At 52.0% G+C, this 23,218-nt stretch carries 19 protein-coding genes, 1 tRNA gene and 3 pseudogenes; 11 read left to right on the top strand and 12 right to left on the bottom strand.

All coding sequences use genetic code 11. The features are described from left to right. The first annotated feature begins 80 nt into the window (after nucleotides 1–80). The 8 genes and pseudogenes from prfB to O1Q74_RS03200 form a co-directional block, all read left to right on the top strand. Nucleotides 81–1,179 (top strand): peptide chain release factor 2 gene (prfB, locus tag O1Q74_RS03165; protein ID WP_271876044.1). Its coding sequence is split into 2 segments (ribosomal slippage): nucleotides 81–155 and nucleotides 157–1,179, totalling 1,098 coding nucleotides; the frame shifts between segments, so codons are not numbered across the junction. 8 nt (nucleotides 1,180–1,187) lie between these two features. Continuing rightward, on the top strand, nucleotides 1,188–2,705 hold the full coding sequence (lysS, locus tag O1Q74_RS03170) for a lysine--tRNA ligase (RefSeq protein WP_271876045.1): 1,518 nt from the start codon (nucleotides 1,188–1,190) through the stop codon (nucleotides 2,703–2,705). Nucleotides 2,706–3,044: 339 nt separating this feature from the next. Continuing rightward, entirely contained in the window at nucleotides 3,045–3,800 is a 756-nt protein-coding gene (locus tag O1Q74_RS03175; protein WP_271876046.1) for a helix-turn-helix transcriptional regulator, read from the top strand. 62 nt (nucleotides 3,801–3,862) lie between these two features. Then, a complete protein-coding gene (locus O1Q74_RS03180) occupies nucleotides 3,863–4,546 on the top strand; it encodes a LysE family translocator (protein ID WP_271876047.1) in 684 nt (227 codons plus the stop codon). Nucleotides 4,547–4,627: 81 nt separating this feature from the next. Continuing rightward, a tRNA-Gly gene (locus O1Q74_RS03185) sits at nucleotides 4,628–4,701 on the top strand. A 208-nt stretch (nucleotides 4,702–4,909) separates the two neighbouring features. Continuing rightward, nucleotides 4,910–5,281 (top strand): annotated as a pseudogene (locus tag O1Q74_RS03190) (Arm DNA-binding domain-containing protein); the annotation flags it as partial. A 342-nt stretch (nucleotides 5,282–5,623) separates the two neighbouring features. Further along, nucleotides 5,624–6,034, top strand: a pseudogene (locus O1Q74_RS03195) (hypothetical protein). 24 nt (nucleotides 6,035–6,058) lie between these two features. Next, nucleotides 6,059–6,538 (top strand): annotated as a pseudogene (locus tag O1Q74_RS03200) (IS630 family transposase); the annotation flags it as partial. 667 nt (nucleotides 6,539–7,205) lie between these two features. Here the strand turns inward: O1Q74_RS03200 and O1Q74_RS03205 are convergent. From O1Q74_RS03205 to O1Q74_RS03230, 6 genes are all read right to left on the bottom strand, one after another. After that, complete coding sequence (locus O1Q74_RS03205; protein ID WP_271876048.1) at nucleotides 7,206–7,895, bottom strand: SDR family NAD(P)-dependent oxidoreductase; 690 nt, start codon at nucleotides 7,893–7,895, stop codon at nucleotides 7,206–7,208. Nucleotides 7,896–8,111: 216 nt separating this feature from the next. After that, nucleotides 8,112–8,591, bottom strand: coding sequence for a YhcH/YjgK/YiaL family protein (locus tag O1Q74_RS03210; protein WP_271876049.1), 480 nt, complete (start codon nucleotides 8,589–8,591; stop codon nucleotides 8,112–8,114). Between the two features lie 183 nt (nucleotides 8,592–8,774). Then, complete coding sequence (locus O1Q74_RS03215) at nucleotides 8,775–9,962, bottom strand: sialidase family protein (protein ID WP_271876050.1); 1,188 nt, start codon at nucleotides 9,960–9,962, stop codon at nucleotides 8,775–8,777. 3 nt (nucleotides 9,963–9,965) lie between these two features. Next, entirely contained in the window at nucleotides 9,966–11,381 is a 1,416-nt protein-coding gene (locus O1Q74_RS03220) for a sodium:solute symporter family protein (RefSeq protein ID WP_271876051.1), read from the bottom strand. Nucleotides 11,382–11,418: 37 nt separating this feature from the next. Next, on the bottom strand, nucleotides 11,419–12,303 hold the full coding sequence (locus O1Q74_RS03225; protein WP_110162421.1) for a dihydrodipicolinate synthase family protein: 885 nt from the start codon (nucleotides 12,301–12,303) through the stop codon (nucleotides 11,419–11,421). 203 nt (nucleotides 12,304–12,506) lie between these two features. Beyond that, complete coding sequence (locus tag O1Q74_RS03230; protein WP_271876052.1) at nucleotides 12,507–13,643, bottom strand: iron-containing alcohol dehydrogenase; 1,137 nt, start codon at nucleotides 13,641–13,643, stop codon at nucleotides 12,507–12,509. A gap of 235 nt (nucleotides 13,644–13,878) precedes the next feature. On the opposite strand from O1Q74_RS03230, the gene dtnK reads away from it, so the two are divergent. The 3 genes from dtnK to O1Q74_RS03245 all read left to right on the top strand — a co-directional run bounded on the left by dtnK (nucleotide 13,879) and on the right by O1Q74_RS03245 (nucleotide 17,142). Then, a complete protein-coding gene (gene dtnK / locus O1Q74_RS03235) occupies nucleotides 13,879–15,207 on the top strand; it encodes a D-threonate kinase (protein ID WP_271876053.1) in 1,329 nt (442 codons plus the stop codon). Continuing rightward, complete coding sequence (locus tag O1Q74_RS03240; RefSeq protein ID WP_271876054.1) at nucleotides 15,200–16,180, top strand: D-threonate 4-phosphate dehydrogenase; 981 nt, start codon at nucleotides 15,200–15,202, stop codon at nucleotides 16,178–16,180. Before dtnK ends, O1Q74_RS03240 begins: the two co-directional genes overlap by 8 nt. Nucleotides 16,181–16,326: 146 nt before the next feature. Then, complete coding sequence (locus O1Q74_RS03245; RefSeq protein ID WP_271876055.1) at nucleotides 16,327–17,142, top strand: DeoR/GlpR family DNA-binding transcription regulator; 816 nt, start codon at nucleotides 16,327–16,329, stop codon at nucleotides 17,140–17,142. A 68-nt stretch (nucleotides 17,143–17,210) separates the two neighbouring features. On the opposite strand, the gene O1Q74_RS03250 is transcribed toward O1Q74_RS03245, so the two are convergent. The 6 genes from O1Q74_RS03250 to ssb1 form a co-directional block, all read right to left on the bottom strand. After that, a complete protein-coding gene (locus O1Q74_RS03250; RefSeq protein WP_271876056.1) occupies nucleotides 17,211–18,089 on the bottom strand; it encodes a metal ABC transporter substrate-binding protein in 879 nt (292 codons plus the stop codon). Between the two features lie 40 nt (nucleotides 18,090–18,129). Continuing rightward, entirely contained in the window at nucleotides 18,130–18,984 is an 855-nt protein-coding gene (locus O1Q74_RS03255; RefSeq protein ID WP_271876057.1) for a metal ABC transporter permease, read from the bottom strand. Further along, nucleotides 18,981–19,691, bottom strand: a complete 711-nt coding sequence (locus tag O1Q74_RS03260; RefSeq protein ID WP_271878718.1) for a metal ABC transporter ATP-binding protein — start codon at nucleotides 19,689–19,691, stop codon at nucleotides 18,981–18,983. Before O1Q74_RS03260 ends, O1Q74_RS03255 begins: the two co-directional genes overlap by 4 nt. A 448-nt stretch (nucleotides 19,692–20,139) precedes the next feature. After that, nucleotides 20,140–20,337 carry a hypothetical protein gene (locus O1Q74_RS03265; protein WP_271876058.1) on the bottom strand — a complete coding sequence of 66 codons (198 nt, stop codon included), beginning with the start codon at nucleotides 20,335–20,337 and terminating at the stop codon, nucleotides 20,140–20,142. 58 nt (nucleotides 20,338–20,395) lie between these two features. Continuing rightward, nucleotides 20,396–22,222: an amidohydrolase gene (locus O1Q74_RS03270; RefSeq protein ID WP_271876059.1), complete on the bottom strand. Its 1,827-nt coding sequence runs from the start codon at nucleotides 22,220–22,222 to the stop codon at nucleotides 20,396–20,398. Nucleotides 22,223–22,456: 234 nt separating this feature from the next. Then, nucleotides 22,457–22,987 (bottom strand): single-stranded DNA-binding protein SSB1, encoded by a 531-nt coding sequence (ssb1, locus tag O1Q74_RS03275; RefSeq protein WP_180778595.1) that lies wholly within the window; start codon nucleotides 22,985–22,987, stop codon nucleotides 22,457–22,459. Between the last annotated feature and the right edge of the window lie 231 nt (nucleotides 22,988–23,218).

Consider the following 23,218-nt stretch of genomic DNA (forward strand, 5'->3'; position numbering starts at 1 on the left):
TAAACTGGGCGTTTTATCCGCTAGAATGGCGGGTTACATCATTCCGTTGTCAACGACTTAACGTAAGAATATAAAAAATCATGTTTGAAATTAATCCGGTAAAAAACCGCATTCAGGATCTGTCTGAACGTAGCGCCGTTCTTAGGGGGTATCTTTGACTATGATGCCAAGAAAGAACGCCTTGAAGAAGTAAACGCCGAACTGGAACAGCCTGATGTCTGGAATGAGCCTGAACGTGCTCAGGCATTGGGAAAAGAACGCTCCTCGCTGGAAGCCATCGTAGACACTATCGATCAACTGACTCAGGGTCTGGAAGATGTGGCTGGTCTGCTTGAGCTCGCGGTGGAAGAAGACGACGAAGACACCTTTAATGAGACGTCGGTAGAACTGGACGCGCTGGAAAATAAATTAGGCCAGCTCGAATTCCGCCGCATGTTCTCCGGCCAGTACGACAGTGCGGATTGCTACCTGGATATTCAGGCGGGTTCTGGCGGTACGGAAGCGCAGGACTGGGCCAGCATGCTGGTGCGTATGTACCTGCGTTGGGCGGAAGCCAAAGGGTTTAAAACCGAAATTATTGAAGAGTCAGACGGTGACGTGGCCGGTACGAAATCCGCCACCATCAAGATCATCGGTGACTATGCATTTGGCTGGCTGCGTACCGAAACCGGCGTACACCGTTTGGTGCGTAAGAGCCCGTTCGATTCCGGCGGCCGTCGCCACACCTCATTCAGCTCCGCGTTCGTCTACCCGGAAGTTGAGGACGATATCGATATCGAAATCAATCCGGCAGACCTGCGTATTGACGTTTACCGCGCATCCGGTGCGGGTGGTCAGCACGTTAACCGGACAGAATCTGCGGTGCGTATTACCCACATGCCTACCGGTATTGTCACGCAGTGTCAGAACGACCGTTCCCAGCATAAAAACAAAGATCAGGCGATGAAACAGCTGAAAGCCAAGCTGTACGAGTTTGAGATGCAAAAGAAAAATGCTGAGAAACAGGCGATGGAAGACAACAAATCTGATATCGGCTGGGGCAGCCAGATTCGTTCCTATGTTCTGGATGATTCGCGCATCAAAGACTTACGTACCGGAGTGGAAACACGTAACACTCAGGCCGTACTGGATGGCGATCTGGACAAATTTATTGAAGCAAGTTTAAAAGCGGGGTTATAAGAATTCACATGGCTGAATCACAATCACAGGGTGCCGATCAGGCGCAGGATCTGAATAACGAATTAAAAACGCGTCGTGAGAAGCTGGTGGCGCTGCGTGAAACCGGGATTGCCTTCCCGAATGATTTCCGCCGTGACAGCACGTCCGATCGTCTGCACGCTGAGTTCGATGCCAAAGAGAACGAAGAGCTGGAAGAACTGGGCATCGAAGTGACCGTTGCGGGCCGTATGATGACCCGTCGCATCATGGGTAAAGCCTCTTTTGTGACCTTGCAGGACGTCGGTGGCCGTATTCAGCTGTATGTTTCCCGCGACGATCTGGCGGAAGGCATCTATAACGAGCAGTTCAAGAAATGGGATCTGGGCGATATCCTGGGCGCGCGCGGTAAGCTGTTCAAAACCAAAACTGGCGAGCTGTCTATCCACTGTACCGAACTGCGTCTGCTGACCAAAGCGCTGCGTCCGCTGCCGGATAAGTTCCACGGTCTGGCCGATCAGGAAACCCGCTATCGTCAACGCTATCTGGATCTGATTGCCAACGACGAGTCACGCAATACCTTCCGCATTCGTTCCAAAGTGATGGCGGCGATCCGTAGCTTCATGGTCGATCACGGCTTTATGGAAGTCGAAACGCCAATGATGCAGGTGATCCCTGGCGGCGCGTCTGCCCGTCCGTTCATCACGCACCATAATGCGCTGGACATCGACATGTATCTGCGCATCGCGCCGGAACTGTACCTGAAGCGTCTGGTTGTGGGTGGTTTTGAGCGTGTGTTCGAGATCAACCGTAACTTCCGTAACGAAGGCGTTTCCCCGCGTCACAACCCTGAATTCACCATGATGGAACTTTATATGGCGTATGCCGATTATAAAGACCTGATTGTGTTGACGGAAAACCTGTTCCGTACGCTGACGCAGGACGTGCTGGGCTCGACGACGGTGGAATACGGCGACCAGACATTCGACTTCGGTAAGCCGTTCGAGAAGCTGACGATGCGCGAAGCGATCTGCAAATACCGTCCTGAAACCAACGTTGCCGATCTTGACGATCTGGAGAAAGCGACCGCGATCGCACAGTCTCTGGGCATCAAGATCGAGAAAAGCTGGGGCCTGGGCCGTATCGTTACCGAGATCTTCGAAGAAACAGCAGAAAGCAGCCTGATCCAACCGACCTTCATCACTGAATATCCAGCTGAAGTGTCGCCGCTGGCACGTCGTAACGATCAGAACCCAGAAATCACCGATCGCTTTGAGTTCTTCATCGGCGGCCGTGAAATCGGTAACGGCTTCTCCGAGCTGAATGATGCCGAAGATCAGGCAGAGCGTTTTGCTCAGCAGGTGAATGCGAAAGACGCGGGCGATGACGAAGCGATGTTCTACGACGAAGACTACGTGACCGCACTGGAGCACGGCCTGCCGCCAACAGCAGGTTTGGGTATCGGTATTGACCGTATGGTGATGTTGTTCACTAACAGCCACACCATCCGCGACGTGATCCTGTTCCCGGCGATGCGTCCACAGAAGTAAGGCAGAGAAAGTCAGCCTGATATTGTTGTCATGCTTTATTGAACCGGTGCAACTGCACCGGTTTTTTTTATTATCGACAAAGGTCGTCGAGCGGTAATAACGGATAGATCGTAAAGACGCTGTAAACACATCCCTGTGCGCTCGGCTTGCGCCATCCATGGCGCAAACGCTTTACTCTTCTATTCCGTTACTACCGTTTTTTTTCGGCGAATGGGTTTACTAACTATCAGGCACGACATAACCACGTTTTACTTCCGCATTCTTGCCGTCATTCTGTGATTGTCGCCCGATGGGGGAAGATGCTATTTTCGGGCATTCATTCACTGCCGGAACACTATCATGATAACGTACCGCGATGCCTGGTTCGAACTGGCGCTGTTAACCAACGGCCGCAGTTTTCCACGGCATACGCACGATGAGTTCGTCATCAGCGCCAATCTCAGCGGGTTGGAGACGGTTTGGCTGGATGGAGAGACCTTTGTTGTCACTAATGATATGGTGACGACCTACAATCCCGATCAGCTACAAGGCAGTGATAATGCGTTTGACCGTTGGCAGTGTGCATCGCTGTACGTGCATCCGCAGGCGTTCGAGCATTATTTTCACCAAACTTTTCGGTTCTCACGGGGCAGGAATCCATCGCCGCAATTGGCGTCTGAGCTAAAACAGTTGGTCATCTCTGATGTGGACGACAGCACACGTCAGGAACGCATTATCCTGTTGTTGGCTGCGTTGATGGAAAACCAGCATCCTATGCCGTCTCAGGTGCAGCTCAAAGAAGCAGAGCGGATCACGCGGATCAAAGACGGGTTGCTGAACGATCTCAGCGATGTTCCCACACTCGATCAACTCGCGCAGCAGGAAAATCTGTCAGTCGCCCATCTGGTACGCTCGTTTAATCAGGCGGTTGGCTTGCCGCCGCTGGCATGGCTGATGCAGCGACGCATGTGTAAAGCGCGGGAACTGCTGCGGCAGGGGACTGCGATTAGTCAGGTCGCGGGCGATGTCGGGTTTGCCGATCAGGCGCATTTCACGAAAGCCTTCAACCGCTATAACGCCATGACGCCGGGGCAGTTCCGCCGTATCAATTTTTGACAATACAGCGTGTCCTTTGAGCTCTAGACTCGCGTTATTGCTTATTGTTCGAAGGGAATGCCATGCTGTTGGTTGTGTTTACGGGGATGCTGCTATCCCTGTCGCTGTGTCTCGATTTGGGGATGGTCAATACCGCGATTATTAACCGTGGGCTGCGGCATGGACCGCGCTCGGCGTTTTATATCGGGCTGGGATCCTGTTTCGGCGATCTGTTTTATGCCACGCTGTCGGTACTGGGTCTGGCGGTCGTCTTTAATCTGACTCCCGTGCGCTGGGTGCTGTGGATTGGCGGCGGGCTGATTCTGATCTGGATGACGTTCAGTATGGCGCGCGCAGCATGGCGTGACTATCAGGTTAAACGCTTCGCCGACCTTTCTGCGACAGCGAACGGGGCGGATTTTACTGCGCCACCTGCCCGCTATACCGAGTTTTTCAGCGGCGTCGGCATGGCGCTGGCGTCACCAACGGCGTTACTGTGGTTTGCGGCGATTGGTGGCACCATTATCGCGCAGTCTACCGATGGCTCAGCCTTCATGATTAGCCTGTTTCTGCTGGGCTTTTTCGTGGGCGGCGTGCTGTGGACGTTCTTCCTTGCCGCGCTGGTGAAGTACGGTCAGCGACTGCTGAAAGAGCGTATCTCATTCTATTGCAGCCTGCTCTCCGCGCTGCTATTTGCCTACTTTGCCTGGCACGTTATTTCCAATGGGTATGAGACGCTGTTTCTGCCGCTCTCTACGGCTGCATAACTGGCTAAAACATCAACATGTTGCCGGGTTTTTTACTTGCTCGGCAACGGCATAGCGCTATAATGCCATTCGCTTCTCTGTGCGAGTGTAGTTCAATGGTAGAACGGCAGCTTCCCAAGCTGCATACGAGGGTTCGATTCCCTTCACTCGCTCCAAACACACTTCTCTCAATGTCTACCCAAATCCAATAAATCCAGTAACCACAAGGCTTTCCACGATTTCTCAGTCGATTTCTCAGTCGTTCAGGGAAAACCCGCGTCTATCTAAATCTACCGGTCAATGTGTATAGTAATGTGTATAGGGCAGGATGAAATCTGAAATCCTATACACATTTGCTCTCAACACAGGTAGGAAACTATACACATGCCGCTTACAGACCTTGAGATCCGCCGTGCCAAGCCAGAAGACAAGTCCTACACCAAAAACGATGGTCATGGTCTTTCACTACTGGTTGAACCTAACGGATCGAAGGGATGGTGTTATCGTTACCGTTTCGATGGCAAAGCAAAATTGTTGTCACTTGGGACTTACCCCACCATTTCTTTAGCTGAAGCCAGACAGAAACGCGACGAGGCCAAGAAACTGGTTGCCGCAGGCATCAATCCCAGCGAAGTGCGTAAAGAGGTAAAACTGGCTAAGGAGGGACGCCTTGGCAACACCTTTGAGGTGATCACCAGAGAATGGTATCAAAAACGGGTAGATCGCTGGTCTGAGTCTTATGGCGCAGAAATGATGAATTATGCACACCTGATACCTAAATGTAAATTATTTAGGCTGGTTCAGCCCGAATCAGAATGATTAAGTTGGTTTTTAACGATTTTTATTTTGTAAAGTATATTCTCGGTTTTTTAATATATGTGACACCGATACTTTTTTGTAAAGTATTTCATGAATTTTTTAATAAAAACAAAATTACGAGCCATTTAATTGATCACTATTCAATGAATATATTTTATGTAAATTTAATATTCCACTGTAAATATATTTTTACGGAGTGCTTGATTTTTAATTTAATGGTGATATTTATACTTTGTCAGGATGACAAAATTAATCATTTTAATGCAAGGATGCATAGTTATGAAAAAAATAAATATGAGTTTAATGGAAAGGTATCTGCTGTTGCTGGACAGGTTCGTTGACAAACTCGATGAATCGGGCTTTTCAGAAGCAGAAATCACTGAGCAGTCTTATCTTTTTTGTGCCGGATTTTATATTAAATATCAGCAGGACATAGAAAATCTGACATTTTCAAACTGAGATGTGGTGCTAAGTTTTTTACTTCTCTCTTACTATTCTCATATCGAAAAAATCAGTGATGATTTGATTGATAAAGCCCGTCTGAATAAAGTCTTTCTTTCCATCATCAGTTTCATCACCAACAACGGTGGAAGAACCGAACGGATCTACGTGCATGAGAAAAAGAAGTATGACGCCAACAAGCTGATAAGAGCTTCAACGAGCGTTAAGAGAAGTAGTTGTAGGATGTGATGAAAAAGCCCGTAGTTTCGTGGACTGAACCCAAAAATCGGTGCAGACTGGATGCTCAAAGGGCAACAGAAACGTATTACTACGCCGGGACATAATCAAAAGTATTATCTGGCAGGAGCACTGCATTCGGATACGGGACGGGTCCATTACGTTGGCGGCAGTAAAAAGTGTTCTGATTTATTTATCAATCTGTTAGAGACGTTACGACGGACATATCGGCGAGCGAAAACCATTACGCTGGTCGTTGATAACTACATCATTCATAAAAGCCGCAAGGTGGAACGGTGGCTGGAAAAAAATACGAAGTTCCGGTTGTTGTTCCTGCCCACGAATTCGCCGTGGCTGAATCCAATCGAGTTGCTCTGGTTGTCGTTACACGAAACCATAACGCGTAACCATCGGTGCCGATATATGCGGCAGTTACTGGAACAGGTAAAGCTATTTATGAATGCCGCTTCACCATTCCCCGGCAATCAGCATGGTCTGGCTAAAGTGGAGCGGTAATATGCGAAGCTATTTAGATGATTTTTCTAGGCCATCTGGCGTAATCATTTTTTCATCATTCAATAAGCTGTTATTAAGCGGGAAAGTTTTTTTCTGGAGCTAACGTACCATTATCCATACGAAAATCTCCTGTTGTTATTTGTCTGCTCCAATAAAGAGCGATAGGGTAAATTCGATATGTCGTGTCTGAATGGTGTAACAGGCAGGGGAATACGGCCCCTGAATGTTGGTATGGCAATTCATGGTTTTACTGTGTTCTTTGGGTTATTTGATTTTTATATATTTAATTTTTAATTATCAATGTATTGTTTTTATTCCCCTATTTCTTTAAATAAGGATTGTGAATTATAATTAGTTAAAAATGTTTTTATAGTTTCTGTTTTTATACGTTAAAGATAGTGTGGGTACTATTTAAATAATAGTGTTAATAAATTGATTGAAATCAGGTTAATCTATTTTATTAGACGATGGTTTTTGTATTATTCTTTTATCAATTATTTCGAACGGATGCATCCACGGCAATGAAAAAGAATAATATCCCTCTACATCATGCGAGTGACATGGGGGCAAGAAGCGGGGGAATAATTAAGGCCAATCTCCATTTAAGAATATTGGCCTGTAGTTATGAGGATGAGTGATGAGAATGAGTTATGGAAATCGTGACGCATTACAGCGAAGCACCGCCACATATCACCAACTGCTGGCCAGTAATGGCTGAAGCGGAAGGGGAGAGCAGGTAACCTACCAGATCGGCCACTTCCTGCGGTTGGATGAAGCGCCCAATCGGTGGCAGCTTCGGCGGTGAGCTTTGGCGGCCCGGCATCGTCAGCATCGGGGTTTCTGTGGCACCCGGCGCGACGATGTTTACCGTAATGCCACGCGGAGCCAGTTCCGCTGCCCAGCTTCTTGCCATGCCGATCATCGCGGATTTTGTCGTGACGTATTGGCTGCGTCCTGCTGAACCGCTGGAGGTGCGGCTGCCCAGCAACACGATGCGGCCCCCTTGCGGCAGCTTATCGACCAGACGGTCGGCGAGCACCTGTGCTGCCTGAATATGCAAGCGCCATAGCGTTTCACCGTCTTCCAGCGAAAGCTGGCCGAGCGGGGCCGCTTTCATAATGCCAGCGGCATGGATGACGGCATCAACCTGCGCAATGTCGTCCAGAATAGCCGTCAGCGCGGGCGTATCCATGATATCCACCGCGCGGTGGGTAAAGTATGGATGTGAATAGTCACCCGGCTTGCGTGACAGGCCGGTTACCCGCCAGCCTTCCGCCAGTAATTTTTGTGTGATGGCGGCACCGATCCCTGAGCTGCTACCGGTAATCAGGGCGTGTTTAGGGGCTGTAGCTGACATGAAATACGTCTCCTTAATATTCAACCGTTCTTATTGCAACAACGTGACGTAATGCTGTTCACTTAAATATGGATTTACTCGCCCAGTTCCTGCGCTCGCCCTGACGGGCTGCCACAAGTGGCATTTAAAATGCGTTTGCATTTTATAGGGGGAAACACGGTGATGAGGTTCCCGCAGGGATACCTCGCACCGTGGTAGCCCCCGGTATCTCGATCTTTAAACGATCGGCATTAACAACGTAACGGGGATTTTAAACACGGCTTTTTTGACCGGTGCAGGGCTGTCGTTAATCGCACACAGCGCCTGATGGGCTTCGCCCGGATAAAACGTGACGAAGTCGCCTGCCCGCAGATGGATCTGATGCGGCACCTGTGGGTTATCCAAAATGTAGAGATCCGGTTTACGCTCGGTCGCGGGCTGGCCATGTACATCATTCAGACCGTAACCGATAATTTCCTCGCCTTCCAGAATCAATTGGATATCGAGATAGTTACTGTGAAATTCGGTGTGTCGCGTGGCGCGCGGTGCGGTGTTCACGGTGCCGATGTTGTAGAACCATTCGGCCCCTTCCGGCTGATAGCGGCCTTCAGGTAGCGCATTCAACTCAGCCAGTGACATGCCCGGCGCGGACAGAATCGCCCACAGTGCATCGGGCAGCGTGGCGAGTTTGAGGGTGGTGAGGTTTCCTGCAATCATTATCGTGTCCTGGGTATAGCGGGGGAGATCCCCCCGCTGACAAAGAGAAAAAGCCGCGTGATTTCACCTTAAGCCTATTTTTAGGAGAAACAATTTTTAGGAGAAACACGGGATGAGGTTCCCGTAGGGAAGCCTCGCCCCGTGGTCGCTCCGTGTATCTCAGGTTTTAAACGATCTACAGCCTTAACCTGCCTTGACCCACTCCTCACTCACCACGACGTGCTTGATCGCCTGACGGAAGTAGGTGAACGCGACGTGCAGCTTACCGTCCTGCGCCTGCTTGACGCTGGGGTAAGAGAACTCGCGGTTCAGCTTCTCTGTGGAGTTATTGGTCATGCAGTAGCCGTCACCCACTTCGATATTACGCTGCCACGGCCAGCTCTTGCCGCCGTCTTCCGAAATGGCGAGCGTCATCGGCGCGCGCGGAGCACCCCAGAAAGCGCTGCGGCTGCCTGCTTGCACTTCCGGCATTTTGGCATTGCTGGCTTTGTCCTCTTCATCCTCGATTTCATCGTACAGCGACAGACGGCGTTCGGTGGCATCGGCGGCGCTCATATGGTTAAACACCAGCGCCAGATGGCCATTCTCCAGCGTGGTCACCTGAATGGAGGAGTTGTTGTTCGGCAAATCGGTTGGCACAGGGTCTGACCAGGTTTTACCGCCATCCGTTGAACGACTTTGGTAGATGAAATCCGCCCAGCGGCTGCGGTACAGCGCCAGCAGCGTGCCGTCCTGCAACGGCGTGATGTTCATGTGTACGCAGCCCGTGCTGTTTGGCACCGGATATTCCCGCCAGGTCTTGCCCTGATCGCTGGAGATTTTCACGGCGCTGTCATCGTTGTTACCAACCCACTTCTCACCCGGCTGAACGCGGCAGTAAAACACCGGCAACAGCCAGTCACCGTTTGCCAGCACGGTGATGGGCTGGCGGATGAAGGTGCCCGGCTGATCGAGCAGCGTGCCGATTTCGCCCCAGGTAGCGCCGAAATCCGTGGACTGGCGGTAGCGCACAATAGCGGTGTCCTGATTACCAGATTTCTGCGCGGTATACAGCAGCCACAGCACGTTATCAGGTGCGAGGAACAGCACCGGGTTTTGCTCGGAACGGGTCGCGTCTTCGGACAACTTAACGGCTTTACTCCAGCCATCGCTGCCTTTCACCAGGCGGGACATGTAGATAGAGATATCTGCAATGCCTTCCTGAGTGCCACCAAACCAGACGCACAGCACATCGCCGTTCGGCAGATGGAGCAGATTAGCGGCATGGTTCTGCGGGCATTCCGATGGAATGTAGGCATCCAGACGCACGGCATCGCCTTCTGCGTGATGAATTTTTCCGCTACGTTCTACGGTAATGGTTTCGCTACTCATGACTCAGGCTCCTGATTTATTTTCAGTTGGAGAAGTTTGGATTTTTTTCGCTTTGTTCGGAATGATGCTATCGATCGCCATGACGATAGCTGGGGTTACCAGTGCGACATACATGTTATCGATACCGTACGGGTTGCCGAGAATGTACCAGACGGAGGTGACGACACAGGCTGATATCAGGCTGGCGTTGGCACCGCGAGTGCTGTTAAAGAACGGCAAATAGAAGGCAATGATGGCGACCACCGAGATAGAAAGGCGGATGGCACGGGTAAAGAATGACAATTTCAGAACTTCAGGTACCAGTAAAACGAAGACCAGCGGCAGGAATCCGATGATGAGCGAGAATACGCGCGTCATCTTCATCTCTTTTTCTGGTGTTGGGTTGTAATACGGAACATAAAAGTCTTTAACAATCAGTGAGGCAATCGCCAGTGCGACGGTACTCACACTGATAAATATTGATGCAACCAGTGATGTGGTAACCAGACCCGCAACCCAAGGATTCATATCCTGAAGGAAGATTGGCATGGCGTACAGGCTATTGATTTCAGGGTGAGCAAACTTCGCCGCCACACCGATAATCGCGATAGCGATGGCAATCGGCATACAGAAGAGGAAGGCGACCCAGGTTGCACGTTTTGCAGAGGTAGCATCTTTGGTGGCAGAAATAGCCTGAATAACGAACTGGGTACAGAAGATAGAACCGATAGTCCCGATCAGCCAGGCGAAAATGGTGCTGGCGCCGATTTTACCGTCCCACGTCCAGTAGTAATCCGGCATTTGTTCGATCATTGGCTTGAAGCCGCCAGTCATTTTCAATGCAACGTACAGAATAATCATCACGCCAACGTACTTCACGGCACTGTGGATCAACGTGACATAAGCCACGCCTTTTAAACCACCAAAGTAGAAGTAGAAGGTACTCACGATCGCGGTGATCAGCGCGGCAACTGGCAGGGAGATGTGCAGTACGGTGGAGATGGCTGCCGCACCGCTGACGTAGTTACCTACGTTTACCAGCAGCAGGGCATAGATCATGATGATCGAAATGATGTTCTTGGTAGACGTACCGTATTTCTCGGCGATGGCGCCAGAGATGGTGACCTTTCCTGTATTGTAGATTTTCTTAACCAGAATCATCCCAAACAGCAGGAAACCGATAGCGGCACCAATGACTGACCAGGAAGCGGCGATGCCGTTCTCAAAGGCCGACTGTGCCGTACCGACCGTTGATTTGGCGCCGATGAATTCGGTCATCAGCAGGATACCGACGATAAACGCCGGTAGCGCGCGTGACCCTTCCATGAATTCAGTACTTGATTTACTGCGTAATTTGAGCGTTAACCATGAGGTGAATGCGATATAAAACACAATCATCCCAATGATGATGAGGGTATCGGTAAAGTTAAAATGGTTCATATCTTCTCGGCCTTAAATGGAAATTGATATTTCTCTGTTACTGCGAGAATTGATTAAGGATGTTACGGATGTTGTCTTCATCCTGTGCGGAAAACTGGATCGGATAGCGGCTGACGCCGACATCTTCACCCATGATCGCAAGCGCTTTCTTCACCACGGCCGGTGAGAACGCGATGGCGTACAGTGTCTTACGCAGTTCGGCAACCTGTTCTTGTGCCTGACGGGAGCCTTCAATGTCACCCGCATGGAAGCGATGCCAGATCTGGCTGATCGGTTCCGGTGCCACGTTAGCCAGCCCGGAAATACAGGCGGAGCAGCCGTCAACAAAGCCCTGGTGAATGAGCGAGTCTGGGCCATTCAGTACGTTAAAGCCCTGCACACCTTTCACCGCTTGCACATAACCGCTCAGGCTTTCATAGCTGCCTGCGCTGTCTTTGATGCCGATGATGTTCGGGTGATCCGCCAGCGTGCGGACGGTTTCCGGCGCCAGCGTATTCCCCGTGCGTGCAGGAATGTTGTAGAGAAACACCGGCACAGTCAGCGCATCGGCGACGGCGGTGTAGTGGGCAATCAGTTCTTCCTGTTTGAGTGGGATGAAATACGGGGTGATGACCGAAACGGCATCAACACCCAGCGCGGCGATGCGCTTACCGAGCTTGATGGTTTCCCGCGTGGAGATTTCACCGATGTGGCCGACAACCGGCACTTTTCCGGCGACTTCATCAACGCAGGTTTCAGTGACGGCGACTTTCTCATCGGTGTGCAGGACGAAAAACTCACCGTTGGTGCCGTTACAAAAAATACCGTTGCCGTAGCGCATCTGGCGCTGCACCTGAAGGCGCATGGCAGCGGGGTTAAATTCGCCCTGGTTATCAAACGGCGTGACGATGGCGGTCAGGACGCCGGTAATGTTTTTACTCATTGTTCTTCCTCGTGACACGTAATCAAAAAGGTGAAAACTTAAAACTGTTCTACTTAAAACCACATTATTTAAAACCGAATACTTACACTTAAGTCCGTTGTTAGGGGAAACACCGGAGGAGGTTCCCGTAGGGACGCCTCACCCCTGTGGTCGTCCCGTGTATCTCGATGCTTAAACGATCGGTAGTATTTAGCGCCATGCGGTTAAAACAGGGTCAGATAGACCTCACGCACATCGTCGGCACTGACCTGTGTCGGCACGTTTTTCATCAGGCGCTGAACCTGTAACGCGGCATCAACCAGATAAGGCAGGTGATCTTTTTCCACGCCGAGCTGTTGTAAGGTGTTGGGAAGGTTGAGGCGTTTGACCAACTCGCTGAAATAGGTCACCAGCGCCTGTGCTTTTTCCGCGGTACTCAGCGTCAGATCGGCATCCGGCAGCAGGTCATACGCCTGTGCGAATTTGTCCTGTGCAGCGTCCTGCACGAAGCGCATGCAAGGGGCGAGCAGGATGGCGTTCGCCACGCCGTGTGGGATGTGGTACTTGCCGCCCAGCGGGTAAGACATGGCGTGAACCAGATGCGTACCGGAGTGGGCAATAGCAGCCCCGCCGTAATAGGACGCCCACAGCATATTCAGCTTGGCTTCCATATTGTTCGGTTCGCGCACGGAGGTTTCGAGGTTGGCGAACAGCTTTTTCAGGCCAATCAGTGCGTAGTTGTCGCTGACCGGGTTGGCAATCGTTGAAGTGAAACACTCAATCAGGTGGCAGAGCGCATCAATACCCGTTGACGCGGCGATATGTGACGGCATGCTGATGGTCAGCTCCGGCACCAGTGCAACGTAATCTGGCAGCATCACTGGCGTGATAATACCGACTTTGGTCTCTTTTTCCGGGATCGCCAGAATGGCATTCGGCGTGGCTTCTGAGCCGGTTCCTGCGGTGGTCGGGATGAGCAGAGATGTCGTGCGGCGAGTCGGCTTCTCTCCTGCCAGCAGGCTATCCAGCGTGACGGTATCATCGCCCGCGCACAGTACGGAAAGCAGTTTGGCGACATCCAGCACGCTACCGCCACCGACGCCGATCACCAGATCGGTCTGGGTTTGCGTGAGTTGGCTCAGTATCTGGGCTACGTCATGCTGGCTTGGCTCGGCAGGAACATTATCAACCAACAGAACCTGCGGAACGGCTTGCTTAATTTGTGCGATCAGCGCCTGAACGTCAGGCAGCCCGACGATGTTTTTGTCGGTGACAAATAAAACGTGCTGTTTCCCCGTCAACAGGTGACTAATGTCCTGAAGTACCCGGTAACCGCTGAGGATAGTGCTATTGATGTTCATGCTTATTACCTTGCCTTTTCTCTTCTTCGCCAGAGCGTTATCGCGATGATAATGGTTGCGATGGTGATTAATTTCAGTCAAATGGTGCGGTTTTCATCATAACCAAACGCCATTTGCCACATCGTGGTGATAATTTATAGGTGAAATTCCTTTTAAATAATTTGATATTGCTCACATATAATCAAATGTGATTCAATATAATCATTGTCAGGCAATCATGAACCGGGGATGGAGTATGTCGAACGTGCAGCAATCAGCAGAACAGGTATTAGTGGTCGCTGATGACTTTACGGGTGCCAATGATGCGGGTGTCGGTCTGGCGCAGCATGGCGCGCGGGTTAGCGTCGTTTTTGACGTTAATAAACTGCATGCAGATTTACTGGGTGACGCGGTGGTGATTAACACCGATAGCCGTGCGGCGAGTGAAGAGACAGCATTCCAGCGCACTACCGCAGCGGTTGAAGCATGGTTGACCGTCGGTGGTCAGGGCTGGATTGTTAAGAAAATTGATTCGACGCTGCGTGGGAATCTGGGCGCAGAAGTGACCGCTGCTCTCTTTGCCACAGGGATACCCATTGCGTTGATTGCCGCCGCTTCACCGACGCTGGGACGTGTGACCCGCAAAGGGGAGGTCTGGGTGAATGGTCGTTTGCTTACCGACACGGAATTTGCCAGCGATCCCAAAACACCGGTGGCCTCAGCTTCTATCGCAGCCCGTCTGGCGGAGCAAACTGCCTTAGCTGTGGCGGAAATACACCTTGATGATGTCCGTCAGGCCAATTTAGCCCACCGTTTGCAGCAGTTGGCGGATGAGGGCGTACGTCTGATTATTCTTGATACGGATGTGCAGGACGATCTGACGCATATTGTTGACGCCGCCAGGGCGTTACCGTTCCGTCCTTTACTGGTCGGTTCGGCAGGCCTGAGTGAAGCGCTGGCGAACGCGCAGGATTTTACGCGCAAAACGGAGAGGCCGCTACTGGCTGTCGTTGGGTCAATGAGCGATATCGCTCAAAAACAGATTGCAGCCGCCAGACTTCGCGGCGATGTCACGCTGGTTGAGATCGATATCAACGCGATATTTTCACCCCATTCATCGACTGTCATGGTTTCCCTATGTGAGGAGGCGGTGAAGGCATTGATGAACGGTCAGCATTGCATTATTCGTACCTGTCATAACGAACATCAGCGCTTCGAGATCGACGCGCGGTGCCAGCAGCTTGGGCTTAGCCGACAGCAGCTTGGCGAAACGATCAGCCACTATCTGGGGGAACTTACGCGCAGCATTGTTCAGGCTCTCGATGGCCCGGGAGTGGGCAAATCTAACCGGTTTTTGCCGGGTGGGTTGTATTTATCCGGTGGTGACATTGCGATTGCCGTGGCAACAGCACTGGGTGCGACCGGCTTTCAGATTAAAGGGCAAATCGCATCCTGCGTGCCCTGGGGATACCTGCTGAACAGCGTTATCGGCACGACCCTTGTGATGACTAAAGCGGGGGGTTTTGGCAACGAAACTACTTTGCGCGACGTTTTACGTTTTATTGAGGAGAAGGTCAGTGAGTAAAATTATTGCGGTAACGATGGGGGATCCGGCAGGGATTGGACCGGAAATTATTATCAAGTCTCTGGCCGAAGGCGAGCTTTCCGGCGCGTCTGCCGTGGTGGTGGGCTGCGTACAGACGATGCGACGTATTCTGGCGCTGAATGTGGTGCCAGCCGTCGAGCTGAAAATCATTGATAAGCCGGCTGACGCGCTCTTCGCGCCGGGTGTCATCAACATCATTGATGAGCCGCTGGAAGATCCTCAGGCGTTGGAGCCTGGCGTCGTTCAGGCACAGGCGGGCGATTTGGCTTATCGCTGCATCAAGAAAGCAACGGCGCTGGCGATGGCGGGTGAAGTCCACGCGATTGCGACTGCGCCGCTAAATAAAGAAGCGTTGCACTCTGCGGGGCATCTCTACCCTGGCCACACCGAACTGCTGGCGAAACTGACCAACAGCCGCGACTATGCGATGGTGCTGTATACCGATAAGTTGAAGGTTATCCATGTTTCAACGCACATCGCGCTGCGTAAATTCCTGGATACGCTGAACCGCGATCGTGTGGAAACGGTGATCGACATGGCGGATGTGTTCCTCAAGCGCGTCGGTTTTACCCACCCGCGTATCGCCGTGGCTGGGGTTAACCCGCATGCAGGCGAGAATGGCCTGTTTGGTGACGAAGAGATCAAAATTGTGTCGCCATCGGTTGAAGCCATGAAGGCCAAAGGCATTGATGTTTATGGCCCGTGCCCGCCGGATACCGTCTATTTGCAGGCGTATGAAGGCCTGTACGACATGGTGGTGGCGATGTATCACGATCAGGGGCACATTCCGCTCAAGCTGCTGGGCTTCTATGATGGGGTAAACATCACCGCAGGTTTGCCGTTTATCCGCACCTCAGCCGATCATGGCACGGCGTTTGACATTGCCTGGACGGGTAAAGCGAAGTCTGAAAGCATGGCGATCTCTATTCAGCTCGCGATGCAGTTGGCCTGATTCAGGCTAACTCATCACCATTGATGGCATGGTTTTGTCAGCGAATAAAACGCGATACAGTGCGCATTGCAGGATATCTTCCTTCCCGCGTTTGGGAAGGTTTCTGGTATCCTGCAATCAAGAATAGATAGTTTAACAACAGCAAGATGGATATCGCCGTGGATCCTACATTAACCGATGCTTTCCGCATGAGCGGGGATAAAGTAAGAGGGCAGAGCCGTCTTGATCAGATTATGGATTATCTGAAAAGCCATAATCTGGTGACAGTCGATGAACTGGTATCCGTGATCGATGCCTCCCCGGCGACGATCCGTCGTGATTTAATCAAACTGGACGAACAGGGGGTGATTAGCCGCAGTCATGGCGGTGTGACGCTCAATCGTTTTATTCCTTCCCAGCCGACCACGAATGAAAAATTACAGCGCAGTCTTCAGGAAAAGCAGGCGATAGCTCGCTATGCCGCAACGCTGGTCAAACCGGGCAGTGCGGTGGTGCTGGATGCGGGAACGACCATGCTGGAGCTGGCGCGTCACCTGACGCATTTGCCGCTGCGCGTGATTACTGCCGATTTGCAAATTGCGCTGTTCCTGTCTGAGTTCAAACAGATTGAAGTGACGATTATCGGTGGGCGTATTGATGACAGTAGCCAGTCCTGTATTGGTGAGCACGGTCGTCGTCTGTTACGCAGCATCTATCCCGATATCGCGTTTATCAGTTGCAACTCGTGGAGTCTGGATAAAGGGATCACCACGCCGACGGAAGAAAAAGCGGGCGTGAAGCAAGATCTCGGCGTGAATGCCAGCCGCCGGATACTGCTGGCCGACAGCAGCAAATATGGCGCGTATTCGCTGTTCTGCGTGACGCCGCTGTCGGAGCTGACCGATATCATCACCGATAGCGCGCTGGCACCTGAGGTGCAGGCGCAACTGAAAGGTAAAACGTTCAATCTGACGCTGGTGTAAGCGAGGCGAGGTGCCATCCGTGGCGCTGTCTTTCCTACTCCCCTATGTGCTGACTAAATCTTACGTATCTACTTCATGCTGGCGGCAATGGTATCGACGTTGTGCTTAAACGCCGCCGTATAGGTTGCGGCGGGGCCGGAGGCGTCGGTCAGGGCTTCCGGGTACAGTTCACCGCCGGGCTGCGCGCCGCTGGCATCAGCGATTTGTTTCACCAGACGTGCATCGGTCTGGTTTTCAATGAAGTAGCTTTTCACTTTCTCTTGTTTTATTTGCTTAATCAGCGAGGCCACTTTCTTACTGCTGGTTTCAGATTCGGTAGAGTAGCCCACCGGCGACAGGAACTTCACGCCGTAAGCCTGGCTGAAATAGCCGAACGCGTCATGGCTGGTCAGCACCTTGCGTTTTTCCGGTGGAATAACGGCAAAGGTTTTCTTCGCGTAGCTATCCAGCTCCTGTAGCTGCTTGATGTAGGTTTCGCCCTGCTGACGATAGTAATCGGCATTCGCCGGGTCGGCTTTCACCAGCGCGTTGACGATGTTGTGCGCGTAGACCACACCGTTGCTCATGCTGTTCCAGGCGTGGGGGTCAGTTTCCGTTTTGCCATCTTCCACCATGGTGCGGGTTTCAATCCCGTTTGAGGCCGTCACGACGTCGGCATGATAGCCGGAGGCAGTGACCAGCCGATCGAGCCAGCCTTCCAGCCCCAGCCCGTTAACGAAAACCAGATCGGCGTGAGCCAGCGTTTTGCTGTCTTTTGGCGAAGGTTCAAATTCATGTGGATCGCCATTGGGTTTCACCAGATCGGTCACGGTCACATGATCGCCACCGATGTGGCTGACCATATCGCCAAGTACAGAAAAGCTGGCAACCACATCAAGATTCTTTGCCATCGCCATCGGGCTAAGCAACAGGCCGGATAACGCGATAGCTAACAGTGAACGTTTCATTTTTCCCTCACAGAAAGTTACAAACAACGAGATTCATCGGTCAACCACGCTGGCGTAACAGCCCACCGTGGTGACCCACACAGACCGAAAAACAGAAAAACAGCGTAATCGTCAGGATAATAGCGGGACCAGCAGGCAGCTCGGCGTAGTAAGACCACAGCAGGCCGATCAGGCTGGCTGCGATTCCTTGCAGCACTGCAATACCGAGCATGATAGGCAGGCGTTGCGTCCAGAAGCGGGCGCTGGCGGCAGGCAGCATCATCATGCCGACTGTCATCAGCGTGCCTAGCAACTGGAATCCTGCGACCAGATTCAGTACCACCAGCGACAAAAACAGGCCGTGGATCAGCGCCCGATAGCGGCCTGACGTGATGCGCAGGAACGTGATGTCAAATGATTCAATCACCAGTGCCCGATAAATAACGGCCAGCACCAGCAAGGAGGCGGATCCGATCAGCGCAATGTCGAACAGCGCGGCGCGATCCACCGCCAGAATCGATCCAAACAGCACATGCAGCAGGTCGACGCTTGATCCGCGGAGGGAAACCAGCGTGACGCCGAGCGCCAGCGAGCCAAGGTAAAATCCGGCGAAGCTGGCGTCCTCTTTTAATTCCGTGTGGCGGGTGACGAAGCCGGAGAGGATGGCGACGGATAACCCGGCGATAAAGCCGCCGATTCCCATCGCCAGCAGCGACATCCCGGAGATGAGATAGCCGATGGCGACGCCGGGTAAGACCGCGTGCGACAGCGCATCGCCAATCAGGCTCATGCGCCGCAGCAGCAGGAAACAGCCCAGCGGCGCGGCGCTCAGCGTGATGACCAGACAGCCGACCAGCGCACGACGCATAAAACCGAATTCGGCAAAAGGAGACGTGATCAGGTGAAATAACATCATGACGTGACGATCCTGAGCGTTGGCGTATCGCTGTCGGCCTTGCGCAGGCTATGTAGTATGGGCTGAGCATCCCCCCAGCGATGGCCGTCCGGGGTGAGATGCAAGATGTTCGGAAAGTGCTGACTGACCAGTTCCAGATCGTGCAAAACGGCCAGAATGGTTCTGCCTTCGGCGTGAAGCTGCTCGATTGTCTGTAAAAGCGCCTGCGTGGTGTGGCTATCGATGCCGATAAAAGGCTCATCCAGCAGAATGATGGGAGCCTGTGTCAGCAGTAGCCGCGCGAAGAGTACGCGCTGTAGCTGCCCACCGGACAGGACGCCAATATGTCGGTCAGCGAAGTCCGCCATGGAGACGGCGTCGAGCGCGTCTGCCGCTTTTCGGTGCCAGTTGGCATTGATACTCCGCAGCAGGCCGCGATGGGGCAGCGATCCCATGAGTACCAGGTCGCGTACGCTGATAGGGAATTGCCGATCGAATTCGGAGAGCTGCGGCAAATAGCCGATAGTATTATCTTTGCTGCCATCGCCGAGGCTGAATGAACCGGAAAGCGGCAGCAGCAGACCCGCCAGCGTTTTCAGCAATGTGGATTTTCCGCTGCCGTTCGCACCAATAATCGCCGTCAGCGACCCCTGATGGAAACATCCGCTGAGTGTCGCGAGCGGTGGATGACTACGATAGCCAAAGGCCAGTTCCTGTAGGGCAATCATGGCAATACCACCGCCCACCCCACCAAGAGCCACAGCAGCACCAACAGCAGGGAAACCAGCAACACGCGCTTCGGCGCAGAGAAGGAGTAAAAACTTGTCATGATCATCGATAAAAAATTAATTTGTTATATTATAACATACCGATTTTTGTCGATGACGATAGAGGGAATAGGTAAGAAAGTATGTAAGCCGATTAGGGGGATTTGGTGTGATTGATGAGGCTGGGGAGCGATGTTTCGTGCGCCACACTGCTGACAAAACCCTGCCAACTCATATCGCGATGGTTTTTCTTTTCACGGCATAATTTCCGCCAAAAGCCGGGGTTCATAGGGGGCTGGCGTAGCCCCCTATGTCGGGCGCGTGCTACGACGTAGCATGAAAAGAACAATGTTTGAAGCGCACGAAACCATATCCAGTTCTACATAACCAATATGGCTAAAAGAACACATCACACCATGACGAAATTCCCCTGCATATCCACCACAAAGCGAGTCGCAGGCTCGTCGTTGATATAACCGGCGAGGATTTTCAGCATCAGGCCGAAGCGGTATTGCAGGCTGTCCCGTGGCAGTGTGGCCTGCAGCGCAAAGTAAGGTTCGTTGAAGATACGGGCCGAATTCACCGAATCTTTCAGGGGGGCGTTCATGAACGTCCCCTGATGCTGACGACGTGTTGTTACTTTGGTGGTGATTTAGTTTCGCGAATCAAGATTTCTCAGGCACAGCATGAACCAATTGACCTTTGAAATACGTTTTTACTACGTTGGTCTGGTGCACTTGTTTGATGGGTACGTTGAACAAGTGGCGATCTAAAACGATAAGATCGGCGGATTTACCCAGCTCGATCGATCCTGTCTCTTCTTCTATCCCCATCGCTTTCGCACTGTTGATGGTATAGATACGAATAGCTTCAGACAGATCAACAGCTTCTTCGGATGCCAGTGTTCCAGGCATGTCTCCCAAAGGATTCTGTCGCGTCACCAGCCCTTCAATTCCGACCCAAGGGGATGGCGTAGGGCCACCCGCAGGCCAGTCGGAACCGCCGGCAACTACTGCGCCAGAGCGGAGTAGTTTAACTGTGGGGACAAAATCTTTCATGCGTTCTGCGCCAATGGTGACGACGCTGGCCTGTGTCATATCAGAAGGAAACCACAACATCGGCGATAGATCGGCGGCAACGCGTAACTGGGAAAAGCGCGGAATATCTTGCGGTGATATCAGATGCGTATGCGCGATTTGATGCATAGGACCATTTGGTCCATTGATTTTTCGTACCTGTTCAACGGCATCCAGCGCCAGACGCAGCGAGCCATCTCCCGCAGCATGAAGCTTGGTTGATATGCCTTGTTTATCCAGCTTGGATAAAATTTCTACAACCTGCTCGGTGGTGTAGTGTGTATCTCCGTGGTAGTGATCGCCATGTGCCTGAGTGGGCAAATAGGGGGCAAGCAGTTTCGCGGTATGGGCTGGCGGAACGCCATCCAAAACAAATTTAAAACGATCGGGAAAGAAGTTGGTGGTGCGGTAGACGTCGCGTCGGGCAACCAGCTCCATGCCCGCGGCACCTTCATCCAGAAGCGGAGTAGAAACGATCGAGCCGATAATGCGTAAAGGCAGGCCTTCTGCCCGGTCAATCTTGCTCCAGATACGCAGATTCACTTCAGAACTGACCGCTTCCTGTACGCCCGTGATACCTAACGACACCATCGTTTTTGCGGCACCGCGTCCTGATGTCAGCCGTTGTTCTTCCGTGCGTACTGGAACCAGACTTTGTACATGCTGGAACGCGGGGAATTCTTGCAACAGACCTGTAGGCTCGCCTGTTTTTGCATCTTTAACAATGACGCCTCCGGCTGGACTAACTGACTGGGCGGTGATAGTGGCCAGACTCATCGCTTTGCTGTTAACCCAGCGGTTGTGGTAGGAATCATCGCGCAGAATTACCGGATGTCCGTTACTGATTTTATCCAGCTTTGCTAGTGCTTTAGCAGTAGAAAGCTCCGCCATATGTGGGCTACCCCAGGCTGAGCCGACCACCCATTCGCCTGGTCCTGCTTTCTGCACGCATTCACTCACCTGGTTTAGGATTTCATCCAGTGAGCTTGTTTGCGCGAAGTTACAGGAGTAAATATCTTCATAGCCGCCGTCTAATGGGTGAGCATGGACGTCATTAATCCCCGGCATTGCCATGCTGCCCTCAAGATCAACCACCTGTGTTTTCGGACCGATAAATTCCGCGGCCTGTGCATTTGAACCGATGAAAACGTAACGACCATCGCGTACCGCGACGGCTTCTGCCCACGGCTGGCCTTGATTAACGGTGTAGATATTGCCGTTACGTAACACTAAATCGGCAGCCGTTGCTGTTTCTGCTGCGATGAGTGTCGGTGAGGCAAAAAGCAAACCAGAGACGGTTATAGCAAGTGCTGCGAGCCTGAAAGATGCGTTGCCAGAATGGGGTGAGGATGTCTTGCTGACGAGGATGTGGGATAGCTTTTTGTTATCGGCGCGAAGCGCACTATTTTTTTCCATACGTTATATCTCCATATATAGCGTTTATACCCGTTGATGGGGCGTTGCTATTTTTTAGTAGCGATGGAGAAATAACTGTACTGATTGTGCCCTGATTATACCGTTGAGCACGAAACGTACATGATGTGATGATTTCTTTGGTTGATTGTTTATTTTCGGTTTTTCCCATTCATCACAAAATGAAAAACCCCGATAAATCGGGGTTTCAATAGGATGTTTTGATAAACGGCGCACTCAGAACGGAATGTCGTCGTCGAAATCCATTGGCGGTTCGTTGCTTTGCGCTGGAGCGCTATTTTGCGCTGGACGCTGTTGAGCTTGCGCGCCACCACTGAACTGGTTGCCGCCTTGCGGCTGTTGAGGTTGTCCCCAACCGCCTTGCTGTTGGCCTCCGCCTGCTGGCGCGCCGCCGCCCTGACGTCCACCTAACATCTGCATGGTGCCGCCGACGTTAACGACGACTTCGGTGGTGTAGCGCTCTACGCCAGCCTGATCGGCCCATTTACGGGTTTGCAGTGCGCCTTCGATGTAAACCTGAGAGCCTTTGCGCAGATATTCGCCCGCGACTTCAGCCAGTTTGCCGAACAGCACCACGCGGTGCCACTCGGTCTTCTCTTTCTGTTCGCCGGTCTGTTTATCACGCCAGGATTCGGAAGTTGCCAGTGTGATGTTGGCAACTGCACCACCATTCGGCATATAGCGGACTTCCGGGTCTTGACCCAGATTCCCGACAAGAATCACTTTATTAACGCCTCTGCTGGCCATGCTCGTCTCTCCTGATGAATCGGTAGATTTATTTTCTAAGTCTAAACGATCAATCTTACCATGTGGAAAACTCTCTGTCATACCTGCGAAATAGCTTCAGAAATGAAAGTAAAATTTGCAGCGTTTGCAAGGTAAAGGGGGTTAATACTGGATATCCATTCAGTTTTTTTTATGGCAAGCTATCCCTGCTTGCCACCCTATCGGGCCGTCGCAAGCGACGTTAAAAAACGC

It is taken from the genome of Pectobacterium sp. A5351 (assembly GCF_028335745.1).
In the GTDB taxonomy this organism is placed as follows: Bacteria; Pseudomonadota; Gammaproteobacteria; order Enterobacterales; family Enterobacteriaceae; genus Pectobacterium.